24 protein-coding genes are annotated in these 26,345 nt (G+C 63.5%); 13 read left to right on the top strand and 11 right to left on the bottom strand.

What is annotated here, in order from left to right:
• Positions 1 to 13: 13 nt before the first annotated feature.
• The 6 genes from L2I41_RS16080 to L2I41_RS16055 all read right to left on the bottom strand — a co-directional run bounded on the left by L2I41_RS16080 (position 14) and on the right by L2I41_RS16055 (position 6,416).
• On the bottom strand, positions 14 to 430 hold the full coding sequence (locus L2I41_RS16080; RefSeq protein ID WP_237154597.1) for a DoxX family protein: 417 nt from the start codon (positions 428 to 430) through the stop codon (positions 14 to 16).
• A gap of 156 nt (positions 431 to 586) precedes the next feature.
• On the bottom strand, positions 587 to 2,407 hold the full coding sequence (locus L2I41_RS16075; protein WP_237154596.1) for an ABC transporter ATP-binding protein/permease: 1,821 nt from the start codon (positions 2,405 to 2,407) through the stop codon (positions 587 to 589).
• Positions 2,408 to 2,743: 336 nt separating this feature from the next.
• Entirely contained in the window at positions 2,744 to 4,378 is a 1,635-nt protein-coding gene (gene groL, locus L2I41_RS16070) for a chaperonin GroEL (protein WP_237154595.1), read from the bottom strand.
• 52 nt (positions 4,379 to 4,430) lie between these two features.
• A complete protein-coding gene (gene groES, locus L2I41_RS16065; RefSeq protein WP_237154594.1) occupies positions 4,431 to 4,718 on the bottom strand; it encodes a co-chaperone GroES in 288 nt (95 codons plus the stop codon).
• A 464-nt stretch (positions 4,719 to 5,182) separates the two neighbouring features.
• Entirely contained in the window at positions 5,183 to 5,818 is a 636-nt protein-coding gene (locus tag L2I41_RS16060; protein ID WP_237154593.1) for a protein phosphatase CheZ, read from the bottom strand.
• 214 nt (positions 5,819 to 6,032) lie between these two features.
• Positions 6,033 to 6,416: a response regulator gene (locus L2I41_RS16055; protein ID WP_237154592.1), complete on the bottom strand. Its 384-nt coding sequence runs from the start codon at positions 6,414 to 6,416 to the stop codon at positions 6,033 to 6,035.
• Between the two features lie 431 nt (positions 6,417 to 6,847).
• Between L2I41_RS16055 and L2I41_RS16050 the strand changes: the two genes are divergently transcribed.
• The 6 genes from L2I41_RS16050 to L2I41_RS16025 all read left to right on the top strand — a co-directional run bounded on the left by L2I41_RS16050 (position 6,848) and on the right by L2I41_RS16025 (position 14,384).
• Positions 6,848 to 7,309 (top strand): MaoC family dehydratase, encoded by a 462-nt coding sequence (locus L2I41_RS16050; RefSeq protein ID WP_237154591.1) that lies wholly within the window; start codon positions 6,848 to 6,850, stop codon positions 7,307 to 7,309.
• Positions 7,310 to 7,496: 187 nt separating this feature from the next.
• Complete coding sequence (locus L2I41_RS16045) at positions 7,497 to 8,480, top strand: bifunctional riboflavin kinase/FAD synthetase (RefSeq protein WP_237154590.1); 984 nt, start codon at positions 7,497 to 7,499, stop codon at positions 8,478 to 8,480.
• An 86-nt stretch (positions 8,481 to 8,566) separates the two neighbouring features.
• Positions 8,567 to 9,835, top strand: coding sequence for a hypothetical protein (locus L2I41_RS16040; RefSeq protein WP_237154589.1), 1,269 nt, complete (start codon positions 8,567 to 8,569; stop codon positions 9,833 to 9,835).
• 249 nt (positions 9,836 to 10,084) lie between these two features.
• A complete protein-coding gene (gene ileS / locus L2I41_RS16035; RefSeq protein ID WP_237154588.1) occupies positions 10,085 to 13,099 on the top strand; it encodes an isoleucine--tRNA ligase in 3,015 nt (1,004 codons plus the stop codon).
• 10 nt (positions 13,100 to 13,109) lie between these two features.
• A complete protein-coding gene (gene lspA, locus L2I41_RS16030) occupies positions 13,110 to 13,625 on the top strand; it encodes a signal peptidase II (RefSeq protein ID WP_237154587.1) in 516 nt (171 codons plus the stop codon).
• Between the two features lie 99 nt (positions 13,626 to 13,724).
• Positions 13,725 to 14,384 carry a hypothetical protein gene (locus tag L2I41_RS16025; RefSeq protein WP_237154586.1) on the top strand — a complete coding sequence of 220 codons (660 nt, stop codon included), beginning with the start codon at positions 13,725 to 13,727 and terminating at the stop codon, positions 14,382 to 14,384.
• Positions 14,385 to 14,596: 212 nt separating this feature from the next.
• On the opposite strand, the gene L2I41_RS16020 is transcribed toward L2I41_RS16025, so the two are convergent.
• Positions 14,597 to 15,979 carry an EAL domain-containing protein gene (locus L2I41_RS16020; protein ID WP_237154585.1) on the bottom strand — a complete coding sequence of 461 codons (1,383 nt, stop codon included), beginning with the start codon at positions 15,977 to 15,979 and terminating at the stop codon, positions 14,597 to 14,599.
• A 228-nt stretch (positions 15,980 to 16,207) separates the two neighbouring features.
• Here L2I41_RS16020 and L2I41_RS16015 point away from each other — a divergent pair, with 228 nt between their 5' ends.
• The 5 genes from L2I41_RS16015 (at position 16,208) to L2I41_RS15995 (ending at position 20,197) form a co-directional block, all read left to right on the top strand.
• Positions 16,208 to 16,402 carry a heavy-metal-associated domain-containing protein gene (locus L2I41_RS16015; protein ID WP_237154584.1) on the top strand — a complete coding sequence of 65 codons (195 nt, stop codon included), beginning with the start codon at positions 16,208 to 16,210 and terminating at the stop codon, positions 16,400 to 16,402.
• Between the two features lie 194 nt (positions 16,403 to 16,596).
• Positions 16,597 to 17,895 carry a sigma-54-dependent transcriptional regulator gene (locus L2I41_RS16010; RefSeq protein WP_237154583.1) on the top strand — a complete coding sequence of 433 codons (1,299 nt, stop codon included), beginning with the start codon at positions 16,597 to 16,599 and terminating at the stop codon, positions 17,893 to 17,895.
• 255 nt (positions 17,896 to 18,150) lie between these two features.
• Complete coding sequence (locus L2I41_RS16005) at positions 18,151 to 18,834, top strand: hypothetical protein (protein ID WP_237154582.1); 684 nt, start codon at positions 18,151 to 18,153, stop codon at positions 18,832 to 18,834.
• A gap of 5 nt (positions 18,835 to 18,839) precedes the next feature.
• Complete coding sequence (locus tag L2I41_RS16000) at positions 18,840 to 19,328, top strand: GNAT family N-acetyltransferase (protein WP_237154581.1); 489 nt, start codon at positions 18,840 to 18,842, stop codon at positions 19,326 to 19,328.
• Complete coding sequence (locus L2I41_RS15995; protein ID WP_237154580.1) at positions 19,325 to 20,197, top strand: DMT family transporter; 873 nt, start codon at positions 19,325 to 19,327, stop codon at positions 20,195 to 20,197. Before L2I41_RS16000 ends, L2I41_RS15995 begins: the two co-directional genes overlap by 4 nt.
• 10 nt (positions 20,198 to 20,207) lie before the next feature.
• Here L2I41_RS15995 and L2I41_RS15990 read toward each other — a convergent pair whose 3' ends face one another.
• Positions 20,208 to 21,071 carry a TIGR01459 family HAD-type hydrolase gene (locus L2I41_RS15990; RefSeq protein WP_237154579.1) on the bottom strand — a complete coding sequence of 288 codons (864 nt, stop codon included), beginning with the start codon at positions 21,069 to 21,071 and terminating at the stop codon, positions 20,208 to 20,210.
• A 301-nt stretch (positions 21,072 to 21,372) separates the two neighbouring features.
• Between L2I41_RS15990 and L2I41_RS15985 the strand changes: the two genes are divergently transcribed.
• Entirely contained in the window at positions 21,373 to 22,563 is a 1,191-nt protein-coding gene (locus tag L2I41_RS15985) for an FprA family A-type flavoprotein (RefSeq protein ID WP_237154578.1), read from the top strand.
• Between the two features lie 22 nt (positions 22,564 to 22,585).
• Here the strand turns inward: L2I41_RS15985 and L2I41_RS15980 are convergent, their stop codons facing one another.
• Positions 22,586 to 23,059 carry a cupin domain-containing protein gene (locus L2I41_RS15980; protein ID WP_237154577.1) on the bottom strand — a complete coding sequence of 158 codons (474 nt, stop codon included), beginning with the start codon at positions 23,057 to 23,059 and terminating at the stop codon, positions 22,586 to 22,588.
• A gap of 152 nt (positions 23,060 to 23,211) precedes the next feature.
• On the opposite strand from L2I41_RS15980, the gene mutL reads away from it, so the two are divergent.
• Entirely contained in the window at positions 23,212 to 25,080 is a 1,869-nt protein-coding gene (gene mutL / locus L2I41_RS15975; RefSeq protein ID WP_237154576.1) for a DNA mismatch repair endonuclease MutL, read from the top strand.
• 480 nt (positions 25,081 to 25,560) lie between these two features.
• On the opposite strand, the gene L2I41_RS15970 is transcribed toward mutL, so the two are convergent.
• Complete coding sequence (locus tag L2I41_RS15970) at positions 25,561 to 25,854, bottom strand: HPr family phosphocarrier protein (protein WP_237154575.1); 294 nt, start codon at positions 25,852 to 25,854, stop codon at positions 25,561 to 25,563.
• Positions 25,851 to 26,252 (bottom strand): PTS sugar transporter subunit IIA, encoded by a 402-nt coding sequence (locus tag L2I41_RS15965; RefSeq protein ID WP_237154574.1) that lies wholly within the window; start codon positions 26,250 to 26,252, stop codon positions 25,851 to 25,853. Before L2I41_RS15965 ends, L2I41_RS15970 begins: the two co-directional genes overlap by 4 nt.
• Positions 26,253 to 26,345: the final 93 nt, after the last annotated feature.

Genomic DNA, 26,345 nt, shown 5'->3' with positions numbered 1-26,345 from the left:
CCGGTCGCTGAAATCAGCCCTTGCCGAGCTTGCCGTCCACCGACAGCGAACCGGCGCCAGCGGCGAACAGGGCGAGGAAGCCGCCGGCCATGGCGACGTTCTTCATGAACATGATCTGGTTGGTCATGTCGGCCATGGCCTGGTCCGGGGCGCCGGTGATGGCCTTGAAGTGGAACAGGTAGCCCGAGATCACGCAGAAGCCGGCCAGCAGGATCGAGACGATGCGGGTCTGGAAGCCGACGAGGATGGCGAGGCCGCCACCGAGCTCGGTCAGGATCACGAGCGGCAGCAGCACGCCGGGCACGCCCATGGCTTCCATGTAGCCGGCGGTGCCGGCATAGCCGGTGATCTTGCCCCAGCCAGCGGTGATGAAGATGATCGAGAGGAAAATGCGACCGACGAGCAGGGCGGGGGCCTTGAGGCTATCCATTGTTCTGAACTCCGTTGAAGGGCTGCAGTCACCTTTGACTGACCTTAGTGGAGTTCAATATCCAGCTTTACCCGAGGGCGGAAGCCGCCAATTGCAGCACACATTGTTTCCAGTGGATGGACAATGCGGCTGCGCTTGGCGGCTATGTCTACGATATCAGCTAGTCTGGCCGCTGGAACCTGCCAGGAGATAGCGCCCGTCGCCGGTTGCCTGCAGGTTGAGCGTGGCGTCATGCAGCTCCTTGAGGCTCGACCGATGGCCGATGGAGACCAGCGCCGTCGCCGGCAGCCGCTCGCGCAGCAGCCTGTAGAGCGCCGCTTCCGAGGCTTCGTCCAGCGACGCAGTTGCTTCGTCGAGGAACAGGAAGTCCGGCTTGGCGAGGATAGCCCGCGCCACGGCCACCCGCTGCTGTTCACCGCCCGACAGGCGCGCAGAGAGGTTCGGCCCTTCGGACAGATCGTCGAGCCGGCCCACCATCGCCCCAAGGCCGACGGCCATCAGCACGTCCTTCACCGTGGCGTCGTCGTAGACCTCCGGCCCGCGCGGATAGGTCACCGCCTCCCGCAAGCTGCCCGTGGGCAGATAGGCCCGCTGCGGCAACAGCATCACCGACTTGCCCTCGGGGACCGAGATCTTGCCCTTGCCATAGGGCCAGATGCCGGCAATCGCCCGGAAGATCGACGTCTTGCCCGACCCCGAAGGACCATTGATCAGCACTGCCTGACCCGGCGCAAAGCTGAGATCACGCGCGGCGACCAGCGGCACACCGGAGGGCAGGGCGACAGCGAGATCGGGGATGGCGAGGGTCTTGTCTGCAGTCTGAGCGACGACGATTTCGGAGTTGGTCGCGGCGGCTTCCGCCGCCTTCATGGCAGCCTCGAAGGTTGTCAGGCGGTCGAGCACTGCCTTCCACTGCGGAATGCTGTTACTGGCATTGCTGCTGAAGAGGTCAACAAAGAACGAGAAGCCACCTTGCACGTCGCCAAAGGCGCTTGCGGTTTGCATCATGTTTCCAAGTGGCATGGTCGCCGAAGTGAAGTATGCCGGCGCTAGCAGGATGAAGGAAAATACGGACGAGAACTGGCCGTAGAAGTTGGCATAGATACCGACGATGACGCGGCGAGCCATGATTTTGTACCAGTTGCTCATGATGTGGCTGAAGTGAATCAGCACACCTTTGCGTTCCACCGCTTCGCCACGCAGCAATGAGACCTGTTCGGAGTTTTCGCGCAAGCGTGCCAGTGAGAAGCGGAAGTCGGCTTCAAAATGCTGCTGGTCATAGTAGAGCCGGATCAGCGGTCGGTTGACCAGATATGCGATCCAGGTACCACCGATGGAGTAGATCAAGGCGCCCCAGACAAGATAGCCGGGGATCGATGCCAGATTGAATGAACCAACGGAGTAAGAAAAGTCGGTTGAAAGACCCCACAGGATTCCAACAAAGGCGCTTGTCTTGAAAGTTAAGTTGAAAATGCTGATGAAATTGCCCCAAGTATTTCCAATGAATTGATCGATGTCCTCAGAAATACGCTGATCAGGGTTGTCTGACTTGGTGTAACCGTCGATCATCAGGCGATAGTGAACGCCGTTGTTCATCCAACGCATCAGGAATCCTTCGGTCATCCAGCGGCGCCAGCGGATCTGTAGCCAACGCGTTACATAGGCCTCAAAGATAATCGAGCCGATGAGAAAGGCGACAATCTGGAACCAAAAGAAAAGTTCCTTGTAGAAGGTCGGGCCGTTTCGCTCTTGCAGCGCGGTGTAGAACCTGTTGTTCCAGTAACTTAGCTCCACTGAAATATACACTTGGCCCAGATTCACACCCAGAATCAGCACGAGGGCCATCAGTGCAAACCAGCGCTCCTGCATGCGAAAGCTGCCGAACCGGCCAAGATCGAAAGTCTGTTTGTCCTTGGTCCAGAAATAGGGCCAGGCCAGTCGCCAAGCCGCAGCAAGAACCCGCAAGAGCGCTTTCATTCGTGTTTCCCCGTCGATTGTTCTGCCAAGGATCAGACGGGATTTCCCGAGGCGACGCAAGCCATTCCCGTGTTCAACACGGCGAAAAATCCCTTGAGATCAGTCACCTGACAGCAGCCGGCAAAAGGGGCGGCAATGTGGCGCGGAAGATGAAGCTTTGGTTAGGTCCGAGGCCCGCCCCACAAACGAAAAGGGCGCCGCTTGCGCGACGCCCCAATCGTGTTCCATCCGAGGATGGGCGGCCTTTACGGACTTCTTGGAAGTCCATGCCGCCAGTTCAAGTCGGATTGATCCGACTTGAACCACTCCCGAGGATGGGCGGCCTTTATGGACTTCTTAGAAGTCCATGCCGCCCATGCCGCCGCCGCCCGGCATCGAAGGAGCGGATTCCTTGCGCGGCAGCTCGGCCACCATGGCTTCGGTGGTGATCAGCAGACCGGCCACCGAGGCGGCGTCCTGCAGGGCGGTGCGCACGACCTTGGTCGGGTCGATGATGCCGGCCTGGATCATGTCCACGTAGGTCTCGTTCTGGGCGTCGAAGCCCATGGTGTCGCCGAGTTCGAGAACCTTGCCGACCACGACGGAGCCTTCAACACCCGAGTTGATGGCGATCTGGCGGGCCGGAGCCTCGAGAGCGGCGAGAACGATCTTGATGCCACGCTCGATGTCGGCGTTGTCCGACGACAGCTTGGCAACGGCGGCCTTGGCGCGCAGCAGAGCGGTACCACCGCCCGGAACGATACCGGCCTCGACAGCGGCGCGTGTGGCGTTCAGAGCGTCGTCGACGCGGTCCTTGCGCTCCTTGACTTCCACTTCGGTCGAACCGCCGACGCGGATGACGGCAACGCCGCCAGCGAGCTTGGCAAGGCGTTCCTGCAGCTTCTCGCGGTCGTAGTCGGAGGTGGTCTCTTCGATCTGAGCCTTGATCTGGGCCACGCGGCCTTCGATGTCGGACTTCTGACCGGCGCCGTCAACGATCGTGGTGTTCTCCTTGGAGATCGCCACCTTCTTGGCGCGGCCGAGCATGGCCAGCGTCACGGTCTCGAGCTTGATGCCGAGGTCTTCGGAGATGACCTGACCACCGGTGAGGATGGCGATGTCTTCCAGCATGGCCTTGCGGCGATCGCCGAAGCCCGGAGCCTTGACGGCAGCGATCTTCAGGCCGCCACGCAGCTTGTTGACGACGAGCGTGGCCAGGGCCTCGCCTTCGACGTCTTCAGCAACGATGAGCAGCGGACGCGAGGACTGCACGACGGCTTCGAGCACCGGCAGCATGGCCTGGAGGTTCGAGAGCTTCTTCTCGTGGATGAGGATATACGGATCCTCAAGCTCGGCGACCATCTTCTCGGCGTTGGTCACGAAATAGGGGCTGAGGTAGCCACGGTCGAACTGCATGCCTTCGACGACTTCGAGCTCGGTCTCGGCGGTCTTGGCTTCTTCGACGGTGATGACGCCCTCGTTGCCGACCTTCTGCATCGCCTCGGCGATCATCTGGCCGATCGAGGTCTCGCCGTTGGCGGAGATCGTGCCGACCTGGGCCACTTCGGCCGAGGTGGAGATCTTCTTCGAACGGGCGTTCAGGTCCTTGACGGCTTCCAGAACGGCCATGTCGATGCCGCGCTTGAGGTCCATCGGGTTCATGCCGGCGGCAACAGCCTTGGCGCCTTCGCGAACGATGGCCTGGGCCAGAACCGTGGCGGTGGTGGTGCCGTCACCGGCGATGTCGTTGGTCTTCGAAGCGACTTCGCGGACCATCTGGGCGCCCATGTTCTCGAACTTGTCGGCAAGCTCGATTTCCTTGGCGACCGAGACACCGTCCTTGGTGATGCGCGGAGCGCCGAAGGACTTCTCGATGACGACGTTGCGGCCCTTGGGGCCGAGGGTAACCTTCACCGCATCGGCGAGGATGTCGACACCGCGAAGCATCTTCTCGCGGGCGTCGGCGGCAAACTTGACTTCTTTGGCAGCCATTTCAGTTGCTCCTTGAAGAGAGTTGGAAAGGGACGGAAGGCGTCGGCTTCAATCAGCCGATGATGCCCATCACGTCGGATTCCTTCATGATCAGGAGGTCCTGACCGTCGATCTTGACTTCGGTGCCGGACCACTTGCCGAACAGCACCTTGTCACCGGCCTTCACGTCGAGGGCGACGAGCTCGCCCTTGTCGTTGCGGGCGCCGGGGCCAACAGCCACGACTTCGCCCTGCTGGGGCTTTTCCTTGGCGGTGTCGGGGATGATGATGCCGCCGGCGGTACGCTCTTCGGACTCAAGCCGACGAACGACAACACGGTCGTGCAGGGGACGGAACTTCATGGGTTCTGCTCCTAAAAATCTACCGCTCCAGGCCCGGCGCCCTTGCGGCGGGACCTTCTGAGGCGGCTCAATGAGACGCTGTTAGCACTCGACTGTAGTGAGTGCCAAGCGAGGGTGAAATAGGTTCGGGGGGCCGGGATGTCAAGGGCCGGCGCATGAAATGGCTAACGCAAGGCAACTTGGACGCGGCTCGGGCCCGGGGAAGTTTCCGCAAGCCTCCGGGCAGGCGATTGGCCGCCGCCCCCTTGCGCCGGCAACAGCACGATGGAGGGCACCGTCATACCAAGTGGCATTGAAAATTCCACTTGGTATTCCGTATTCGAATTTCTCATGCCTTTGACGCAAATGAGAAATACGAATTGTTCTCAATGAGCCAATGCGTCAGCATTCTGGCGAATTGATATCAAATGAGAAAAAGGCCCGACGGGCCTTTTTCATGCATTGAACTTCAAGGATACCGACGCTCAGAAATAGGCGTCGATGTCGTCCTGGCTCACGCCTTCGCCCTTGAACTGCGGACCGTGCAGGATCAGTTCGCGCTTGCGGCGCTCTTCCTCGGTCTCGGTCAGCGGAGCGTCGGTGATCTTCATGATCTTGAGCTTTTCCACCAGCGTCGTGATGCGCACGTCCAGCGCATTCAGCGTGGTGACGACCTTGGAGATGCGCTGGCCCGTGATGTCCTGGAAGGAACAGGCCTGGAAGATGTCGATGATCTTCTCGTTGACCACGGCCTGATAGGCTTCGTGGTCGCTGGGATCTGCGCCCATGATCTCTTCGGCGGCCGACATGATCGTGTTGGTGGCTTCTTCCGTCGCCTCGACGATGGCATCGAGCTCACGCCCGGCCGTCGGAATATGCTCGGACCGCATGTCGGCGAGCCGCAGCTGCGACAGGTCATCCTTCATGTTGGCGATCTCGTGCGCCATTTCGCCCAGCTCGGCATAAATGGTCACGTCGAGGGTTTCGAACAGGGACTGGAAGCTTTCGGCCATGATTTCGGCAAGGCGCATCACGTCTTCAAGTGACACGTCTTCGGCGCGACGCTCGTTCCTCAGAAAGTCGATGATGCGAGCCACATGCTCGTCCGACATGGTCGACATAATTCCATCCCCCTACGGGCGGCAATCGACAGGCGTCGAGGCGGGCCGGCCCTTGGAAAGTGACAGCTGCACGCGGCGGACGGCGCTGCCGTGGTTTTTGTTGGTTTTGAAGCCGACTAAGCCTGGCTGGCCGTATGGTCTGGCCTGCAGGTGTGGCCAGCGACCGCACACGGTCGCCGGACCTCTTTGTTTCACCCGCTTTGTCAACTCGGCATCAGTCGCCGAAGACGGCCTCGATCTTGCTCTTCAGCGTCGGCGCATTGAAGGGCTTCACGATATAGTTGTTCACGCCGGCCTTCTTGGCAGCGATCACGTTTTCCGTCTTGGATTCGGCGGTCACCATGATGAACGGTGTCTTCGCCAGGCCGGAGTCCGCACGAACCTGCTTGAGCAGTTCGTAGCCGGTCATCGGCTCCATGTTCCAGTCGGAGATGACGAGCCCATACTTGCGCTCCTTCATCTTGCCGAGCGCTTCGGTGCCGTCCGACGCCTCATCGACGTCTTCAAAGCCGAGCTGCTTCAACAGGTTTCTGATGATTCGGATCATGGTCTTGTAATCGTCGACCACGAGTACCGGAATCGAAGTGTCCAGTGCCATCGTTTACTCCACACTGCCGCGACGCCACCCGCGCCTCGATGACGAGCCAAATCCGGCACGGGCGGGTGAAAAGCCCGTGAGGGCAACCCGTGCTTATGCCTCAACATAAGCCATGGAGCTGAAAAGTAGGTTAACTTGGCAGATCTTGCCCCGGGCAGAAAAGTGGTGATTTTGGAAACGTTTGATTTACCGTGTCTTTTCGATTTGAATCGTTTTTTTGGCGGCGATCCGCCATTTGCAAATGTTTCGACGGGGCGTTGCTGTGTTTCTGCCGTTAACGATCCGCCAACCATCCCGAACATTGGCCAATCGTCTCATCGCCGAAAGTTCGCCTTGCAAGCCCGCTAGGCTGCCAGCAAAAGGGGAGGCCCGGTCGCCTGATTTCACGCACCGCCGGTGCATTTGACGCGCGAGTGGAACAGGAACGAGCCATGACTATCCCCGAAATCAAGCAGTTCTTCTTCGAGGATCTCGCCGTCGGCATGCGCGAGACCTATCTCAAGACGGTGCTGTCTTCCGACGTCATCGGCTTCGCCCAGCTGTCCGGCGACCATAATCCCATTCATCTGTCCGAGCATTTTGCCGCTCGCACCCGCTTTGGCGGCCGCATCGCCCACGGCCTTTATACGGCGAGCCTCATCTCGGCCATCCTCGGCATGCGCCTGCCGGGGCCGGGCGCGGTCTACCTGTCGCAGACGCTGAAGTTCAAGGCGCCGGTTCGCATCGGCGATGTCATCGAGGTCTCCGTGGAGGTCATCGAGCTCATCGACAAGGGCCATCGCGCCCGTCTTCACTGCGAAGCCACGGTGGACACCAAGGTGGTGCTGGAAGGGGAGGCCATGGTCATGGTGCCAAGCCGCGCCGAGGCCGAGCGCGAGGCATCAGCCGACTGATCGCACCCCTCACCTTTGCAAGGCCATGCGGAAATTCCCTTGACCGGATCGCCTCGTCACGGCACGGTCCCGGCGCATCATGACGCGGCTGAGGCTTTTGGGTGTTGAACCGAACAAGCCGCGCAAGCTGTTCTGGATTCAAGGGGATGTGACGCCCGTCGCCTCCCGCACTCGTGCTGGTCTGCCCATGTCCTCTGCCTTTCAGTCCTTCGATCTTTCGTCCGTTCCCGCCTCCCTCAAGGGCGGGGCGCTCGCCATCGGCAACTTCGACGGCATGCATCGCGGCCACCAGGCCGTGCTCGGCGCGGCGATTGCGGCAGGCGACAGGATCGGTGTACCGGCGATCGGGCTCACCTTCGAGCCGCATCCGCGCGACGTCTTCCGTCCCGATCACGCCGTCTTCCGCCTGACGCCACCCTCGGTCAAGGCGCGCCTTGCGGAAGCCATCGGCCTCAAGGCCATGGTCTCAATCCATTTCGACAGCCTGTTCGCCGCCATGACGCCGGAAGAGTTCGTCAAGTCGGTGCTCGTCGACCAGCTTGCCATCCGCTACGTGGCCATCGGCTGGAACTTCCATTTCGGCTCCGGCCGGCGCGGCACGCCGACGCTGCTCGCCGAACTTGGCGCGCGCTACGGCTTTGACGTCGAGATCATCGAGCCCTTCGAGACAGAAGACGGCTTCACCGTCTCCTCGAGCGCCGTGCGCGACCGCCTCTCCGAGGGCAATATCGCCGAAGCGGCCGGCCTGCTTGGCTGGCGCTGGTTCTTTGAAGGCGTCGTCGTCGATGGTGACAAGCGCGGCCGTACCATCGGCTTTCCCACCGCCAACATCCGCCTGCCCGAACAGGTGCGCCTCGGCCAGGGCATCTACGCCGTCTTCGCCGATTTCGACGGCACCCGCCATGCCGGCGTCGCCAGCTGGGGCCGCCGCCCGACCTTCGACAACGGCAACCCCGTCTTCGAGACCTTCGTCTTCGACTACGCGGGCGACCTCTACGGCAAGACGCTGGCCATCACCCCCGTCAGCTATCTTCGCCCCGAAATGAAGTTCGACGGCATCGCCGCCCTCGTCGCCCAGATGAACCGCGACGCCGAAGAGGGCCGGCAGATCCTCAATGCCTTCGACCAGTATTCCCCGCTGGATCTGGCCTTGAGGTCCAGGATGTCCTGACCGGATCTGACGATCCACCCCCGGAGGCCTCGTTGAACGCGTCTGACGATTTCAGGAACGCTCTGAGGAAAGGCACTGGGCGCGCCATGCTGATCCTGTTGGCTCAGCCTGACAACGCGGACCATCAGGCAGCCTTGCTCGAAGCCTGCCTGACCGCTCAGACCTACGATAAGCAACTTGAGGATAGCCGCGAGGGGTATTTCTTCGAACTCATCAAGGCCACCGGCAACCCGGGTATGTATCGGGACGCCCTGCTCGCCGCCTTGACCGATCCAGGCGGATCCACGCCGCCCTGTGACAGAGTCCAGTGCTTTTCCATCCTTTGTCTCTTCGCACAGCAAGACCCGACCTTCGATCGAGAGCTCCTTCGCACCTTTGCGACATCGGGCGCCGTCGAGGACGGCGGATCGGCATATCTCCTTGCGCTGGTTCGTCTGGAAGGGATTGATGGCCTTTCCTTCGTTGCACGCCATTTCCATGCAGTTTTGAGTTCAGCACAGGACGACTGGGGTTGGCTCTTTGGTGCCTTGGTGGACGAACTCGGCGAGTTGAGCCCCGCCGATCGGGATCGGCTCATGCTTGCGCGCCGGCAGAACTCCTTTCTCGATGCGCTCTTCCGTCAATACGAGCACCCACCGCAAGAGCCACGGCCTCCCGATGAACCCTATGTGCCCTTCGCCGAACTGATCGCGCGTGACGAGAAGTTTCTTCGCTTCACGAAACATTGGATCAGACAGGCGACCGTATCGGATCTGGAAGCCGCAGCGCATGCGATGTTGGCCGAGCAGGTGCCGAACCGTCTCTGGCGCTACGCAAGGCTCTTCAAGGCGCGCCCCTATCCTTTGGCGCTTGAACCTCTGGTCGAGAAGCTGCTGTCGTCGGACAATCTCAAGGCGCTCCCGATCGCGGACATTGTCGGCCAGGTGAGGCACCCCGATGTGCGGCGCTTGGCCCTCGACGCTCTTGCTACACCAGGCCGGATTGAGATCGCTCTCTACCTGCTGCAGCAGAATTATGAAGCCGGCGACGCGGCATTGATCTTGTCGTCCCTCAAGTCCTGTGAGGCGGATGATCAGGTGATCCATGGTCTTGGCATGCGTCTTCGTACCCTTGCGGAAGTGCACGGCGATCCGTCCTCGGATTGGGAGCAACTCCTGACCTGGGCATACCGGGAAACGCCTTGCTCGCTCTGCCGCACTGGCATCGTGGGTCAAATGGCGAGACTGAAAGTGCTTTCAGACCCGTTGGTTGCCGAGTGCCTCCACGATGCCGACAAGGACACGGTCCGGCTGGCCCGCGATTGGCTGCGTGAGCGCGAGGCTGAGACCGAGACCGAAAACAATGCCAATCAGTGATTAAGCTGAGTTCGGATATACCCGCCCTTTATTTATCTTCTTTTTCCCGCTAGAACTCCCGCCCATGTGGAGCCAAGACAGACGCGTCTGGACGCGCGCGCGAAGAGAGCGAATTACAGGCCCGGCCCAGATTGCCCGTCGGTGACGGACAGCATCATGGGACCGGGAACCAATCGCCTTTGGCCTATCGCCGGCGGGTACTTCAACGCCCTGCCTTCCAAGACCAATTCTGCCTGACGAGATCTGTTCATGACCGAGACTTCCGCCCCGTCGTCCGAAGCGGCGCCGACCCGCGATTACTCCGCTACGCTCAATCTGCCCGAAACCGAGTTCCCCATGCGCGCCGGCCTGCCGCAGAAGGAGCCGCAGCTGCTCGCCCGCTGGGACGAGATGCAGCTCTACAAGCGCCTGCGCGAAACCTCCAAGGGGCGCGAGAAGTTCGTCCTGCACGACGGCCCTCCCTATGCCAACGGCCATCTGCACATCGGTCACGCGCTGAACAAGATCCTCAAGGATCTGATCACCCGTTCGCGCCAGATGATGGGCTATGACAGCAATTACGTCCCCGGCTGGGACTGCCACGGCCTGCCCATCGAGTGGAAGGTCGAGGAAGAATATCGTGCCAAGGGCAAGAACAAGGACGAAGTTCCCATCAACGAACTGCGCCGCGAATGCCGTGCCTATGCGCAGAAGTGGATCGGCATCCAGGCCGAGGAATTCCGCCGCCTGGGCGTCGAGGGCGACTTTGCCAATCCCTACACCACCATGGACTTCTTCTCCGAGGCGGTCATCGCCGGCGAGCTTCTGAAGTTCGCCGTCTCCGGCCAGCTCTATCGCGGCTCCAAGCCGGTGATGTGGTCGGTGGTCGAGAAGACCGCGCTGGCCGAGGCCGAGGTGGAGTATCAGGACTACCAGTCCGACACCATCTGGGTGAAGTTCCCCGTCACCCGCGAGTTCGGCGGCAACACCACCTGGCTCGACCGCATCCAGGAGCGCTCGCGCCAGCTCTCCAAGATCGGCCCCGACGCGGCCATCGAGCACAATGAGTCGCTCGCCGGCGCGTCCGTGGTGATCTGGACCACCACCCCCTGGACCATCCCGGGCAACCGCGCCGTCTCCTATTCCAAGAAGATCGCCTATGGCCTCTACAAGGTCACCGAGGCGCCCGAGGACAACTGGGTGAAGGTCGGCGACCGCCTGATCCTCGCCGACGCCCTGGCCGAAGGCGTGTTCAAGCAGGCCAAGGTCGTGGCCTTCGAGCGTCGCCGTACGGTCACCGCCGAAGAACTGTCGTCGATCCGCTGCGGCCATCCGCTGCAGAACCTCGGCTACACCTTCGATGTGCCCATGCTGGCCGGTGACCATGTCACCGATGACACCGGCACCGGCTTCGTCCACACCGCACCGAGCCATGGCCGCGAGGACTTTGAAGTCTGGATGGATCACGCCCACGAGCTCACCTCGCGCGGCATCGACACCACCATTCCCTTCCCCGTGGACGACGACGGCTTCTATACCAAGGACGCGCCCGGCTTCGAGGGCAAGCGCGTGCTTACCGACAAGGGCGAGAAGGGCGACGCCAACCAGGCCGTCATCGACGCGCTCGCCGCCGCCGGTCGCATGGTCGCCCGTGGCCGTCTCAAGCACACCTATCCGCATTCCTGGCGTTCCAAGAAGCCGGTCATCTTCCGCAACACGCCGCAGTGGTTCGTCTACATGGACCGCTCGGTCGACGGTCTGACCCTGCGCGACAAGGCGCTCGCCGCCATCGATTCCACCGACTTCTACCCGCCGGCTGGCCAGACCCGCCTGCGCTCGATGATCGAGAACCGTCCCGACTGGGTGCTGTCGCGTCAGCGCGCCTGGGGCGTGCCGATCGCCGTGTTCCGCAATGTCGAGACCGGCCAGCTGCTGCCTGGCCCGCAGTTCGATCGCAATGACGACTATGCCGCCCGCCTCAAGGAGGCCTTCGAGGCCGAAGGCGCCGATGCCTGGTTCGCCGACGGTGCCAAGGAACGCTTCCTGGCCGGCTTCGTCGACAACATGGACCATTGGGAGCAGGTGCGCGACATCCTTGACGTCTGGTTCGATAGCGGCTCGACCCATGAGTTCGTGCTCAAGCACCGTCCCGACCTCAAGTGGCCGGCCGACGTTTACCTCGAAGGCTCGGACCAGCATCGCGGCTGGTTCCATTCCTCGCTGCTCGAAAGCTGCGGCGTCAACGGCCGCGCGCCCTATAACGCGGTGGTGACCCATGGCTTCACCATGGCCGAGGACGGGCGCAAGATGTCCAAGTCGCTCGGCAACCAGGTGCTGCCGCAGGACGTGATCAAGCAGTCCGGCGCCGACATCCTGCGTCTCTGGGTCGCCTCCACCGATTACTGGGAAGACCAGCGCATCGGCAAGAAGATCCTCGACAGCAATTCCGACGCCTATCGCAAGATCCGCAACACCATCCGCTGGATGCTCGGCACGCTGAAGCATTACGATGGCACGGTCGTCGCCTATGCCGACCTGCCCGAGCTTGAGAAGGCCATGCTGCACAAGCTCGCCGAAGTGGGCGTCGACGTGGTCGAGGGTTACACCACCTACGACTTCAAGCGCTCCTTCGCGTCCGTGCTCAACTTCATGAACATCGACCTCAGCGCCTTCTACTTCGACATCCGCAAGGACGCGCTCTATTGCGATCCGAAGTCGTCGATCAAGCGCAAGGCGTCGCTCTATGTGGTGGCACAGCTGTTCGACGCGCTGGTGAAGTGGCTGGCGCCGCTCATCCCCTTCACCGCCGAGGAAGCCTGGCTCGATCGCAACCCCGGTGAAGGTGTCTCGGTGCATCTCGAACTCTTCCCGGCCATCCCGGCCGAGTGGACCAACCCGGACCTCGCCGCCAAGTGGGATAAGGTCAAGAAGGTGCGCCGTGCCGTCACGGGCGCGCTCGAGATCGAGCGTCGCGAGAAGCGTATCGGGTCCTCGCTGGAAGCGGCCCCGGCCGTTTACGTGGAGGATGCCGACCTGCTCGCCGCGCTGGATGGGCTCGACTTTGCCGAGATCTGCATCACCTCGCAGATCGAAGTGACCGGCTCGGCCTCGCCCGAGGGTGCCTTCCGTCTTGAGGATGGCACTCCGGTCGGCGTGGTGCCCAAGCTGGCGGTCGGCAAGAAATGCGCCCGTTCCTGGCGCATCCTGCCGGAAGTCGGCACCGATCCCGCCTATCCTGACGTCTCCTTGCGCGACGCAGCCGCCCTGCGTGAACTCGGACTCTGACGGGGCATCCATGCTGGCCAATCCCGCTGTTTCCGCGATGAAGACACGTCTTGCGGCCTTCGCCGGGGTTGGCCTGACGGTGCTGGCCGATCAGGCCAGCAAATACTGGGTTCTCAACGTCAGCGACCTGCCGCTCGGCGAACGCCTCACGGTGGCGCCGGGCCTTGAGCTCGTGCTGACCTGGAACCGAGGTATTTCCTATGGCCTCTTCCAGCAGGACAGCGCTCTCGGCCGCTGGCTGCTGGTCGGCTTCACCGTTGTTGCCACGCTGGCTCTGGTCACCTGGATGGTCAGAGCCAGTCATCGCCTGACCATCTTCGGTCTTTCCCTGATCGTCGGCGGTGCCATCGGCAACTTCATCGATCGCGTTGCCTATGGCGCCGTGGTCGACTTCGTCTATTTCCACATTTTGAGCTTTTCCTGGTACGTATTCAATCTTGCCGATTGCGCCATCGTTGCAGGCGTGGCCGCTCTCCTGTATGACTCCTTCGGCAAGAGCCATAGTGACGCCGCAAAATCCGGCTAACTGAGGCGAAAGACCGTGCGGCTTTGGCCGTGTTTGTCCGGCTGCGGACTGGTCTCGGCGCTCTCCGGCGCCAAAGGCATTGTGATGGCGGGAACGAAGATGAGTTTTGAAGTCGGAAAGCGTTTTGCGATTCTCGCTGTTCTCTCGGCCAGTCTCGCCGCCTGCTCATCCATGGGCCCCACAGCCAACGATGACGACCCGGAAACCGAGGTGCCGAATCCTTCCATCGGGCGCGCCTTGATGGAAGGTGTCGGCGCCGTGCCTGCACGGCAGAAGCCCATCAATTACACCCCGCGCGCACCTTTGGTCGTGCCGCCGTCGACCACGACGCTGGTGGCGCCTGAGGCGCCCAACCAGGTCGCGTCCCTGCCCAATTGGCCCGACGACAACGATCTCGCCCGTGCCCGCATGCTGCGCGAGTCGCAGGCCCGTGAGGATGCCCGTGATGGCGACGCTGCCGTTCCCTCCGGTGAGCTGATGGCTGGCGCGCTGCCGACCAAGCGCACAGGCCATGTGCGCACGCCCGGCGAAGAGCGTCAGGATGACAAGCCGCTGCTGCCCCATCAGATCGGCCAGATGCAGAGCAGTGGCATCGACGGTACCGGTGTCTACGGTCCCGACGGCACGCCGCGCCGTCGCGCGCTTGTCGAGCCCCCGGTTGCCTATCTGCAGCCGGCTCCGGGTGTGCCGGTGACCACGGAGACACCCGAGGACAACCAGCCCAAGCCATCCTTCTGGAATCGCATGAAGTTCTGGTAAGCGCAGCGCTGAAATCCCAATTTCAAGCAACGCCGTTCGGTCATAGCCGGACGGCGTTTCTGCTTTCTGGGACTGCGTTGTTGTTTGCAGAAGAGGGGGTGTTTGAAGCACCTGGTGCAGCGGCGAGCAATGCGACAAGGCTCGCCTGATAAGTCACGGTGACAATGGCGACCGTGGTTCAGTGAGTCCGGAAACTGAGAACCCGTCCAGGATCAGCGCAGGTTCGCTGCCTGACGTCCGCTCGTCACCGGCGCGGCCGGAGCGGCGGCACCCAGCACTTCGGGGCGGACCTGGCGGGGTGCAGAGAACAGGAAGCCTTGCGCCAGCGTGATGTTGTAGTCGAGCAGGTCGATGACCTGGCCTTCCTGTTCCACCTTGTCGACGATCAGCGTCAGGCCCTGCCGCTGCATGTGGCCGGCCATGTCCTCCAGATGGATGTCGCCGGTCACCACCGGCTGGCGCCCGAGCAGGCGCTCGGCGTTGACCTTCACCATGCGGAAGCCGAGGTCGGACAGTCGGCGGAAGTCCATGCGGAAGTCGGACACGCCGTCGAGCGAGAAGCGATAGCCCATGTCGGCGATCGCCTTCAGGCTCTCCATCTCCAGCGGGCCGATGTCGCGCATCGCGCTCTGGCTCAATTCGAACAGCACCAGATCGGCAACGGCCTTGTTCTGCGACAGGAAGCTCTGGAACTCGCGGAAGAAGCCCGAAGAAGACAGGCTCTCGGTGGCAAGATTGACGAACAGGCCCACTTCGCTGTTGCGCTGTGTCAGTCGCTTCAGGATCTGGAACGAGCGGATCACCTGGAACGTGTCGAGCTTGGCGATCGCCCGCTGCTCGATCGCCGCCGGAATGAACTCGGCCGCGTTGATCAGCCCGTCCGCGCCCTTGAGCCGCGTCAGCACCTCGTAATAGCGCACCTTGCGCTGCGGCAGTGTCACGATCGGTTGCAGATGCAGCTCGATCGCCTCGCTGCGAATGAGCTTTTCCACTTCGCGGCCGAAGGCGCTCGGCACCTTGGGCGTATCGGTGACGAACAGCGCGCTGCTCTGCATGGACTGCGCCGGGCTCTCCGGCTGGCGCATGGGATAGGGCTCTGCGCGGCGCGGTTCGCGTTCTGCCCGGCTGGGCTCGGGCGGCATCATCGCCGTCTGTCGCGCCGCCATCGCATCGGCCCGTGCGCTGAGATCCCCGACCTTGCGCTCCACCTGCGTCTCGAGTTCTGCAAGACCCTCGGCTACCTGCTTGAGGAGATGCCCCACCACCTCGACCTCGGCAGCCAGCGGCTCGTTCTCTTCCCGCACGCGCAGGGCGAGCGTTTGCTCAAGCCGGGTCAGGCGGCTCGAAAGCTTGGCGATCTCGGTATTGCTGTCGCCGGCCACAGCCGAAATCTCATCGATCCGCGTTTCCAGCCACTGCCGGTCCTTGCGGCGCTCGGCCAGTTGTTGCGCCAGCAGCAGCACGAACAGAAAGCCGAGACCGAGCGTCGCCGCTTGCGCCAGCGGAAAGCCGAACTGCACATCCAGCACCACCGCCAGGGACCCGGCGGTAACGACCATGGCGATCAGGATCAAAATCGAGTTCGTGCGGCTCATCGGCCGATGGACTCCGGAACAGGGGGCACGCGAATCAACGTGATTGTGATCGTTTTTGTGCACAGAAGCGACGGGGCGACAGAGGTTTGCCCAGATGAATTTTCACATTGTGTTGTCACGACTTGACCGCATGGGCCAAGGCTCGCATCTTCTAGGACACGCAAGGCGCCCGACGGAGACCGTCAACCCACGGCCGGAATGTGCCGCGAGCACGCACAGGAGCGAAAGATGATCGAACTCAAGGTGGAAGGCATGATGTGCGGCGGCTGCGCCGGCACCGTCGAAAAGGCGATCAAGCGCGTCGACCCCAATGCGGCCGTCACCATCGATCTGCCCACGGGCCGCGTCAACGTCGAGACCGACAAGGACAGCAAGGCCATCTCCGAGGCCATCGAGGCTGCCGGCTACGACGTCGCCGCCTGACCAGGACGCCCCGACCGGAAATCCGGTCGGGCCGATCACTTACCCATCCTCGCAAGCCCTGGCGTCAACCGATTGTTTACCATGATTGGGCCAAGGTCGAAGCCAGTGCGGAAGGAATCCGCAGGTCGCCTTGCAAGGATTGCGTATCGATGGGTCTCGCCCAGCCTAGCTCTTCGACAATCAGGCTTCTGCTTGTGGACGAAGACCCTGACGCACGTCGTCTGCTGCGCTCTGCGCTTGAGGCCCGCATTGCCCGCCCCATGATGATCATGGAGACTGCCGAGCCCGACGCTGCCCGCGCCATGATGGCCGAGCGCGCCTTTGACGCGGTGGCGGTCGATCTCGATACCGTCGGCGGTCCCGCCGGCTTCTCCGCGCTCATCGATCGCACGCCCATGGTCGTCGCCTACGCGCTCGGTGCCGCCGATCGCGTGCAGGACGCCGTCGCCTGCGTCCGCTCCGGCGCCGCCGATTTCATCGGCAAGCCGCTGGATGGCCCGGCCTTCGCCCGCCGCATCGAACGCCAGTTCGTCGAGGTCAAGCTGGCGGTTCACAATGAGTTCGAGGGGCTGATCGGCCGCTCCCCCAGCATGCAGGCGCTGTTCGACCAGATCCAGCGCATTGCGCCGTCGGAAGGCGCCGTGTTGATCCTCGGTTCGGCCGGTTGTGGCAAGTCCCTGATCGCAAAGGCGGTTCACGCCCGCTCCCGTCGCCGGGCCGCGCCCTTCGTCACGCTGGATTGCAAGGATGGCACGCCGTCCGATCTGGTGGCCGAGCTCACCCGGCCCAACGGTGCGCTCGACCGTGCCGACGGCGGCACGCTTTTTCTTGAAGACGTCGGCTTCCTGCCGGAGGCCGCCCAGAACGCGCTGACCCGCTTCTTCGACACCTCCGAGATTGCCGACGTCGATCGCTCGCGTCGCCTGTCGGTCCGCATCATCGCGAGCTCGAGCCACGCGCTGACCGATCTGCGCGGCCCCAAGGGGCTGAAGTCGGACCTGTTCTTCCGCCTCAACGTGCTGATGATCAACGCGCCGTCGCTTGACGATCGCGCCGACGACCTGCCGCTTCTGGTCGAAGGATTGCTGCGCCAGGCGGCCCGCGAGGCCGGCTCGCGTCTGACGCGCATCTCCGGTTCGGCCACCCAGTTGCTCACCGGCCATGACTGGCCCGGCGATGTCGGTGAACTCAAGGCGTTCATCGAGTCACTCGCCCGCCGGTTTGACGGCGATCTCATCACCGCCGAAATGGTGGCTCCGCTCCTCAGCGACATGCGGGCCATCCACGCTCCCGCTGTTCACTCGGACTCCCGTCGCCCGTCGCCCGCCGACATCCGTCCGTTGTGGATGGAAGAGGCGCGCCTCATCGAAGAGGCCATCGCTGCCTTCGACGGCAACATCGCCAAGGCCGCCGCCGCGCTGGAGATCAGCCCGTCGACCATTTACCGCAAGCGCCAGAACCAGGGGGACGGCGCAGCATCGGCCGTGGCATGAATAATTTGTCCCGGTCGCTTGCGATGACTTGGAAAAGCCCTGAAGATCAGTAAGATCGGCCCCGTGTGAAGCGGGGTTCACAGACACTTGCGGTTTTCGCCGAGGATTTGCGCGAACGCCCGGGTTTGATCTTCGTGGGGCGGCCCTCCGGCGTCCCCGGCGAGGAGCGGGATCGACCCCTTGCTTTCGTTCCGAATGACTTCAACGAGCCGTTGCTTCGGCAGTCCGGCGCGTTGGTATGAAGGATTAGGCGCAATGTTTCCGGTAGGCGTCCTCCGCTCGCTTGCTCTCGCAACCGTCCTGTGCTCCTCCGCCGCTGTCGCCGGTCCGATCCTGGACGACGCCACCACCGCCGAGAGCGAGCTGGCCGCCGGCCGGCCCATCCAGGCACTTGCGGCAATCGAGGACGCCTTCAACCAGGCCTGGGACGCTGCGCCGCTGTCCTTCTCCGAAGCGCTTTTCGTCACCGACCGGCCGGCCGGCTTCGGCATCTATGATTCGCGTCCCAACTCGCTCTTCGCTCCCGACGAGCCCATGCTCGTCTATGCCGAGCCCTTCGGCTACGGCTTCGGCAAGCAGGACGATCTGTTCAAGATCGACTTCAGTGCCGATTTCGAGTTGCGCACGCCCAAGGGCCAGATCCTGCATTCGCAGGCCGGGTTTGCCTCGCTCGACATGACGTCGCGCCGACGCAACAAGGAATTCCAGGTCTTCATCGTCTATCGCTTCAAGGGCCTGAAACCCGGCGATTATGTGCTGGTGACGACGCTGCACGACAAGAACTCCACCAAGTCGGGCAATTTCGAGCTGCCCTTCACCATCACGGCCTCGCTGGCGCCGAAGCCGGCCGCCCCGGCTCCCGTCGCCCCGGTCCCCGCTGAGCCTGCGACACCCGCGCCAGCAGCTCCCGCGCCAGCTCCGGCCGCCCCGGCCCAGTGACAGTCATGCCCATTGATCCCCCCGCGATCCGGCCCGGCGCCGACAGCGACGGCCCGGCGGTGGCCGCCTTGATTGCACGCGTCTTCGGCGAATATCCCGGCTGCCCCTTCGTGCTGGCCGAGTTTCCCGAACTGGCCGCCGTCGCCTCCCACTATCGCCACCGCAATGGCGAATTCTTCGTCGCCGAGCAGGACGGCCTGCTGGTCGGCTCCTTCGCCATTTCCTGCAAGGACGGCGACGGCGTCTTCGAGATCAACAAGGTCTATGTGGACAGCGCCATGCGCGGCAGCGGTCTCGCCCATGCGCTCTACGCCGAGGGCCTCGCCTTCGCGCGCGCCCATGGTGGCACCACGCTCAAGCTGTGGACCGACACCCGCTTCCTGAGCGGCCACCGCTTCTACGAAAAGCTCGGCTTCACGCGTCAGCCGGTGGTCCGCTACCTTGCCGACGCCACCGATGGCTGGGAGTTTGCCTACCGTCTGGTGCTTCCGTGACCCAATCCGCCGCCCGCAAGGCCATTGGCCTTGCTCTTCTGGCCATCGCCATTTTCTCGGCCATGGACGCCATCGTCAAACAGGCCAGCATTGCGGTGCCGGTGCTGTTCGTCGTGTTCATGCGCTATTTGACCGGGCTCGCCTTCTCGCTTCTGGCGCTGATCGGCGACCGCAGCGTCTGGCCGTCGGTGGCGGCGCTGAAGCGGGCCGCCTTGCGCAGCCTGTGCATGCTGGCGACGGCCACGCTGTTCTTCATCACCTTGCAATATCTGCCGTTGGCCCAGACCGTGGCGCTCACCTTCACGGCGCCCTTCTTCCTGGTGTTCGGCTCGGCGCTGCTGCTCGGTGAGCCGATCTCCCCGCGCGCGCTTGCCGCCACCGTTGTCGGCTTCCTCGGGATTGTCGTGATGATGGGCGGGCGGTTCTCCGGCGCCGAGACCGGGCCGCTGATCGGCTATGCCACGGCCATTGCCGCGTCGGTCACCTACGCCACCGGCACCATTCTGATCCGTCGCGACAGCGCCCGCGATCCGGTGCTGACCATGATCATCGCACAGAACATCATGATCACGCTCTTTGCGCTGCCCTTCGGCATCGCCCGTTTCACCTTGCCGTCGGCGGTCGACAGTCTCTGGCTTGTGCTGTCGGGCGCGCTCGGCACGCTCGGGCATCTGATGTTCACCCGCGCCTATGCCCGCGCCGGCGCCAATGTGCTGGCGCCGCTTGAGTTCACCGGTTTTCTCTGGGCATCCGCCTTCGGCATCGTCTTCTTCAACGAGATCCCCACGCTGTGGACCCTCGCCGGAACGGTGCTGATTGTCGCCGCCTGCCTCACGGTCATGCGCGGTCAGGCGGGCAAGCCCGCCTGATCGGTCCGTCTCACCAGGCCAGTCGCGGAATGGCGGCCTGGATCGTCAGGCCCTCGACGGCGAGACGCTTGGCGAGCAGGCCAAGGTCGGGCCGGTCCGGATCGCCGAAATCGGCGGCGTGAATGCCCGCCGTCACCATCAGCACGTCGATGCCCTGGCCCCAGGCGCCTTTCACGTCCGTCGGCAGCGCGTCGCCGATGGCGAGCACCCGGCGGATCGGCACGGCACCGCCGGCCACCGTCGCCAGAGTCTCCAGCGCCGCGTCATAGACCGGCTTGTACGGCTTGCCCACCGTCACCACCTTGCCGCCGAGCTCGTCATAGAGCTGGGCCAGCGCGCCGGCGCAATAAACCAGCCGATGGCCTCGCTCCACCACCACGTCCGGGTTGGCGCAATAGAGCGTCAGCCCCCGGAAGGCGAAGCGGGTCAGCATGCTGCGATAGTCTTCCGCCGTCTCCGTGTCGTCGTCGAAGAGGCCGGTGACCACCACATACTCGGCCTCTTCCTCGTCGACGAGCGTCAGGTCCAGCCCCTCGAACAGGCCGAGATCGCGGCTCGGGCCGAGGTGAAAGGCCTTCTTCTTGGGCTCGCGCGACAGCAGCGTCCGGCACACATCGCCCGAGGTGACGATGGCGTCATAGGACTCCGCTTCGATGCCGAAGCGCTTGATGATGGTGGCCACGTCCGCGGCCGGGCGCGGCGCGTTGGTGAGCAGCACGACGGCCTTGCCTTCGGCCTTGAAGCGGGCGAGCGCCACGGCGGCGGCTTCATAGCCGATCACGCCATTGTGCAGCACGCCCCACACGTCGCAGATGATGCCATCGTAGTTGGCGGCGATGGCCGAAAGGCCGGGGATCAGGTTCACGTTTTGCATGGGAACAACGGGATAGGGCGCATGGCGCGGCCCGTCAAGAGCCCGGAAACGCCGGATTTGAGAAGCCCTTGCCCGGCAAAACATGCAGAACTCAGAGTTTCTTCGGACTTGTGCCGCCGGAATGGTGCGCCTAGTCCTCATGTTCAGGACACTTGCGCCGTGCTGGGCCCGAATGGGGGTGAGGATCGTGTCCCGGCGCTTGGGCCCTCGGAACGTTCGTTCCAAGGCTGCGCCGTCATTCGGCGGCGCGCCGCTACCCGGCAGGATGGACCTCCCACCTGCCGCCTCACGGAGACAACAGATGATCGCCGCCCAAATCACCAACGGGGTCTATTCCCTGCGCGCCCTGCATTGGGACCGCAAGCTGTTCGACGAACTGGTCCCGCTGCCCGACGGCACCACCTACAACGCCTATCTTGTCATAGGCAGCGAGAAGACGGCCTTGATCGACACCGTCCTGCCGGTCAAGGGCGAGTCCCTGATTGCCGCGCTCAAGGCGCTCGGCATCGAAAAGCTCGACTATGTCGTCGCCAATCACGCCGAACAGGATCATTCCGGCTCCATTCCCCTGATCCTGCAGCATTATCCCGAAGCCAAGGTGGTCACCAACGCCAAGTGCCGCCGCTTCATCATGGATACGCTGCCGGTCGAGCGCGACGCCTTCATCGGCGTCAGCGACGGTCAGAGCCTGTCGCTCGGCGACAAGACGCTGAACTTCATGCTCACCCCCTGGGTGCACTGGCCCGACACCATGATCACCCACGTGCCCGAGGCCGGCATCGTCTTCACCTGCGATTTCATGGGCGCGCATCTCACCACCACCGAGCTCTTCGCCGTCGACGAGCCGGCCGCCGCCCTGGCCGCCAAGCGCTATTACGCCGAGATCATGATGCCCTACCGGGCTCACTCCAAGGCGGCACTGGAGCGCCTGCTTCCCCTCAAGCCCACCTATATCGCGCCGAGCCACGGCCCGGTGCACAATCGCCCGGCCTTCATCACCGGGCTCTACGCCGACTGGACCTCTGACGCCGTGCGCCCCACGGTGCTGATCCCCTTCGTCTCCATGTATGAGAGCACGGCGGCCATGGTCGATCACCTGGTCGATGCCCTGCAGATGCGCGGCCTCAACGCCAAGCCCGTCAACGTGGTCGAGTTCGACAGCGGCGAGTTCGCCATGCACCTGATCGACGCCTCGACGGTGGTCTTTGCCTCGCCCACCGTGCTGTCCAACCCGCATCCCAGCGTCACCGGCGCGGCCGTCCTCATCAACCTCCTGGCGCCCAAGACCCGCTTTGCCGCGGTGATGGGCTCCTTCGGTTGGGATGGCGACCTGCCGGCGTCGATCATGGGCCAGCTGCCGCGCCTCAACGCCACCTGGCTCGAGCCTGTGATGATCAAGGGCAAGGCGCGTGGCGAAGCGCTCGAAGAGATCGATCGTCTCGCCAACGACATCGCGCGCGCCAACTTCGGCGATCGCGCCGTCGCCGCCTGATCGCTGAACGGTCCGGACGGCGTCAGTAGGCCGTCCCGTCCTTGTGGGTGAAGATCCACTTGCCGTCGCCCCCGAGGGCGGCGGCAATGTCATCGACCGGATAGTCGGCACTATCCCCGGGCGTCCGGTCGCCGATCTCCAGATAGACAACATCCGCTGCCGTCCGGTTGACCAGCTGATGGGCCAATCCAGCCGCTGCGAAGCCCGCGCACATGCCCGGCTCGAGCTGCACCTCGCCCGCGTCCGTCACCAGCGTCGGGTGCCCCTCCAGGATATAGACGAACTCGTCCTGCCGGCTGTGCCGGTGCATGAGCGCCGATTCGCCCCCCGCCGCCAGCCGCGTGAGGTTGACGCCGAAGTTCTTCAAGCCGAACAGATCGCCCAGCTGCCTCTTTTCCCGCTTGCCCATGCGCGAGAAGAAGGGTTCCGGATAGTTGGACGGCTTGAGGCGCGGCGCCGCCTCGGCAGCTCGGATGGCAAGCGGTGTATCGGTCATGGCGTCGGCTCCTTCAATAGGTCAATATTATTGACATAAATCGGCGCGATCCACAATGATCACGGCAAGCTGTCTCGCCTGTCGCCGGCGATTGGTCTATTCATCGGGTTTCAACGTCCGGAATCGCCTCCCCGAAAGCGCCCCGAAAGCCAATGACCGTCATCCGCCAGCTCTCGCCCGTCACCATCAATCGCATCGCCGCCGGCGAAGTGATCGAACGGCCGGCCAGCGTCGCCAAGGAACTGGTCGAGAACGCCATCGACGCCGGCGCCGATCGCATCGAGATCGTCACCGCCGGCGGCGGCAAGACGCTGCTGCGCGTCACCGACAACGGCTCGGGCATGCGCGCCGAGGATCTGGAGCTGGCCATCGAGCGCCATTGCACCTCCAAGCTCGACGAGACCGACCTCCTGGACATCCGCACCCTCGGTTTCCGCGGCGAGGCGCTGCCGTCCATCGGCTCGGTCGCCGAACTGCGCATCGAGACCCGTCACGCCGCCGAAGCGCACGGCTGGGCGCTCACCGTCTCCGGCGGCGATCGCGGCGACATCGAGCCGGTCGGCCTCAGCGGCGGCACCCGCGTCGAGGTGCGCAACCTGTTCTTCGCTACGCCGGCCCGCCTCAAGTTCCTCAAGACCGAACGGGCCGAGGCCGGCGCGATCACCGATGTCATCAAGCGCCTCGCGCTCGCCCATCCCTCCGTCCGCTTCACGCTCGCCGGTTCCGACCGCTCACCGCTCGACTATGCCGCCGTAGGGGAGGGCGATTTCCGCGCCCGCGCCCTGCAGGTGATGGGCAAGGATTTCGCCGAAAACTCCATCGACATCGACGTCAGCCGCGAGGGCGTGCGTCTGTCGGGCCTTGCCGGCCTCGGCACCTTGCAGAAGGCCAACGCCCTCAACCAGTTCCTGTTCGTCAACGGCCGCCCGGTGCGCGACAAGCTGCTGATGGGCGCCATCCGCGCCGGCTATTCCGACGTCATGGCGCGCGACCGCTTCCCCGCCGTCGTCCTCTTCGTCGATCTCGACCCGCATGAGGTCGACGTCAACGTCCATCCCACCAAGGCCGACGTGCGCTTCCGCGATCCCGGCCTGGTGCGTGGCCTGCTCGTCGGTGCCCTGCGCCGCGCCCATCAGGACGCCGGCCACCAGACCGCCTCGACCCACAGTTCCGCCACGCTCGACGTGCTCACCGAAATGGCCGCCCGCCCGGCGCCCACCTATGCCGCCCGCCCGTCGCCGAGCTACGGCAGCCGCCCCATGGCCTTCGACTGGCGCACCGCGCCCGAGCGGCCGATTTACGAAGCGCCTGACGAGACCGCCCGCGATTTCGCGCCCGCCTCCGGCTTTGCCGAGGCGGCGCAGGCCAGCTTCGACGTGGTCCGCGAGGCCGTCTCAGCCGACGCCCGCGCCGGCCTGGCCGACGTCGCCGCCGAGGCGCTGTCCCGCCCGCTCGGTGCCCCGCGCGCCCAGATCCACGAGACCTATATCGTCGCCCAGACCGAGACCGGCCTCGTCATCGTCGACCAGCACGCCGCCCATGAGCGCCTTGTCTACGAGCGTCTCAAGGCCGAGATGGCCAAGGGCGTCGAGACACAGATGCTGCTGATCCCCGAGATCGTCGACATGGCCGAGGAGGACGTCGACCGCCTGCTGGAGCGGGCCGGCGAACTCTCCGAGATCGGCCTCATGGTCGAGAGTTTCGGCCCCGGCGCCGTCGCCATTCGCGAGATCCCCGCACTGCTCGGCAAGACCGACGTCTCCGCCCTTCTGCGCGATCTCGCCGACGACCTCGCCGAATGGGATCAGGCCACACGTCTCCGCGAAAAGCTCGACCACATCGCCGCCACCATGGCCTGCCACGGCTCGGTGCGCGCCGGCCGCCGCCTGCGGGTCGAGGAAATGGATGCCCTGCTGCGAGAAATGGAAGCAACCCCGGCGTCCGGCCAGTGCAACCACGGCCGTCCCACCTTCGTCGAGCTGAAACTCAGTGATATCGAGCGTCTGTTCGGCCGCCGCTGATCCTATCAAGAGGTTTTGAAGATAACTCTTGATGGTCCGCCGCAGTACACGACAATGAGCCACATGCCTTTGCCAGGCAGCTTGTCATGGTCCGCGAAGGCGGACCATCCATGCAGTCAAAACAAAGATGTAGATGGCAACTTTTGGCGTTGTGGTGATGGACTGCGCTGCGTCGACGGGGTTTGCGTCTCCCTGATTGCTGGCAAGGACCTTCGGACATTTTTGCAATGACTGCGTGGACGGTCCGCCTTCGCGGACCATGACAAGCGATATATCTTGCAGGAATACAAAGGGTTAGGTTCCGTTCGTTCCATCGCCAGCGCGAGATTGCCGGCCATTCCCCGCTGTTCGTTCGCCTTGTCCCGCAGTGTGCCGTGTCGTGTGATGTTCCGCTTTCGAACTTCTCATGCCTCTGATGCAAATGAGAAATTCGAACTTCCGGCATTGAGCTGATGCGTCAGCATCCTGGGCGAAATGGTATCACTCGCCTTCGCCGAAGCGATCGCCCACCAGGGCCGCCAGCGCGTCGATGACGGCCTGGGCGTCGGTGCCGCTTGCCCGCACCTCGATCGAGGTGCCGATGCCGGCCGCCAGCATCATCAGCCCCATGATCGACGAGCCGTTCACCGTCTGCCCGTCTTTCGACACCTGCACATCCGCCTCGAAGCGTTCCACGCATTGCACGAACTTCGCCGAGGCCCGCGCATGCAGGCCCTTCTTGTTCAGGATCGGAAGTTCGCGGAAGAGGGCATCGTCAAGCATGTCGTCGGTCATGATCCGGCAAGTACCTGGCTGGCAACGGAAATATACTTGCGCCCGGCGTCGCGGGCCTCGGTGACGGTCTCGACGAGGCTGCGCTCCTTGCGCACCGACGCGAGTTTGACCAGCATGGGAAGGTTGACGCCGGCGATCACCTCGACATCGCCAATGTCCATCACCGAGATGGCCAGATTGGACGGCGTACCGCCGAACATGTCGGTCAGCAGGATCACGCCCTTGCCGGTGTTCACCCGGTTTACCGCCGCGATGATGTCGGCACGGCGCTGCTCCATGTCGTCCTCGGGACCGATGCAAACGGTCTCGAAATCGGACTGCGGCCCGACCACATGCTCAAGCGCCAGTCGAAACTCATCGGCCAGCCGGCCATGGGTCACCAGAATCAAACCGATCATGCCGGTGTCCCATTGCAGTGTTTTGCGGGCATTTTGCCATACGCCATCGTGAAACCGCTCCCGTGCGGAATGGGCACATCTTCACCAGTCAGG

It is taken from the genome of Oryzibacter oryziterrae, assembly GCF_021864535.1.
GTDB classification, from domain to species: domain Bacteria; phylum Pseudomonadota; class Alphaproteobacteria; order Rhizobiales; family Pleomorphomonadaceae; genus Pleomorphomonas; species Pleomorphomonas oryziterrae.
The sequence above is the reverse complement of the archived record's forward strand: the minus strand, read 5'-3'. Positions and strand labels throughout refer to the sequence as shown.

Bases quoted from the DNA above. Each gene is read 5' to 3' on its own strand.
- L2I41_RS16080 (WP_237154597.1), bottom strand. From the start codon at position 430: ATGGATAGCCTCAAGGCCCCCGCCCTGCTCGTCGGTCGCATTTTCCTC.
- L2I41_RS16075 (WP_237154596.1), bottom strand. From the start codon at position 2,407: ATGAAAGCGCTCTTGCGGGTTCTTGCTGCGGCTTGGCGACTGGCCTGG.
- groL (WP_237154595.1), bottom strand. From the start codon at position 4,378: ATGGCTGCCAAAGAAGTCAAGTTTGCCGCCGACGCCCGCGAGAAGATG.
- groES (WP_237154594.1), bottom strand. From the start codon at position 4,718: ATGAAGTTCCGTCCCCTGCACGACCGTGTTGTCGTTCGTCGGCTTGAG.
- L2I41_RS16060 (WP_237154593.1), bottom strand. From the start codon at position 5,818: ATGTCGACCATGTCGGACGAGCATGTGGCTCGCATCATCGACTTTCTG.
- L2I41_RS16055 (WP_237154592.1), bottom strand. From the start codon at position 6,416: ATGGCACTGGACACTTCGATTCCGGTACTCGTGGTCGACGATTACAAG.
- L2I41_RS16050 (WP_237154591.1), top strand. From the start codon at position 6,848: ATGACTATCCCCGAAATCAAGCAGTTCTTCTTCGAGGATCTCGCCGTC.
- L2I41_RS16045 (WP_237154590.1), top strand. From the start codon at position 7,497: ATGTCCTCTGCCTTTCAGTCCTTCGATCTTTCGTCCGTTCCCGCCTCC.
- L2I41_RS16040 (WP_237154589.1), top strand. From the start codon at position 8,567: ATGCTGATCCTGTTGGCTCAGCCTGACAACGCGGACCATCAGGCAGCC.
- ileS (WP_237154588.1), top strand. From the start codon at position 10,085: ATGACCGAGACTTCCGCCCCGTCGTCCGAAGCGGCGCCGACCCGCGAT.
- lspA (WP_237154587.1), top strand. From the start codon at position 13,110: ATGCTGGCCAATCCCGCTGTTTCCGCGATGAAGACACGTCTTGCGGCC.
- L2I41_RS16025 (WP_237154586.1), top strand. From the start codon at position 13,725: ATGAGTTTTGAAGTCGGAAAGCGTTTTGCGATTCTCGCTGTTCTCTCG.
- L2I41_RS16020 (WP_237154585.1), bottom strand. From the start codon at position 15,979: ATGAGCCGCACGAACTCGATTTTGATCCTGATCGCCATGGTCGTTACC.
- L2I41_RS16015 (WP_237154584.1), top strand. From the start codon at position 16,208: ATGATCGAACTCAAGGTGGAAGGCATGATGTGCGGCGGCTGCGCCGGC.
- L2I41_RS16005 (WP_237154582.1), top strand. From the start codon at position 18,151: ATGTTTCCGGTAGGCGTCCTCCGCTCGCTTGCTCTCGCAACCGTCCTG.
- L2I41_RS16000 (WP_237154581.1), top strand. From the start codon at position 18,840: ATGCCCATTGATCCCCCCGCGATCCGGCCCGGCGCCGACAGCGACGGC.
- L2I41_RS15990 (WP_237154579.1), bottom strand. From the start codon at position 21,071: ATGCAAAACGTGAACCTGATCCCCGGCCTTTCGGCCATCGCCGCCAAC.
- L2I41_RS15985 (WP_237154578.1), top strand. From the start codon at position 21,373: ATGATCGCCGCCCAAATCACCAACGGGGTCTATTCCCTGCGCGCCCTG.
- L2I41_RS15980 (WP_237154577.1), bottom strand. From the start codon at position 23,059: ATGACCGATACACCGCTTGCCATCCGAGCTGCCGAGGCGGCGCCGCGC.
- mutL (WP_237154576.1), top strand. From the start codon at position 23,212: ATGACCGTCATCCGCCAGCTCTCGCCCGTCACCATCAATCGCATCGCC.
- L2I41_RS15970 (WP_237154575.1), bottom strand. From the start codon at position 25,854: ATGACCGACGACATGCTTGACGATGCCCTCTTCCGCGAACTTCCGATC.
- L2I41_RS15965 (WP_237154574.1), bottom strand. From the start codon at position 26,252: ATGATCGGTTTGATTCTGGTGACCCATGGCCGGCTGGCCGATGAGTTT.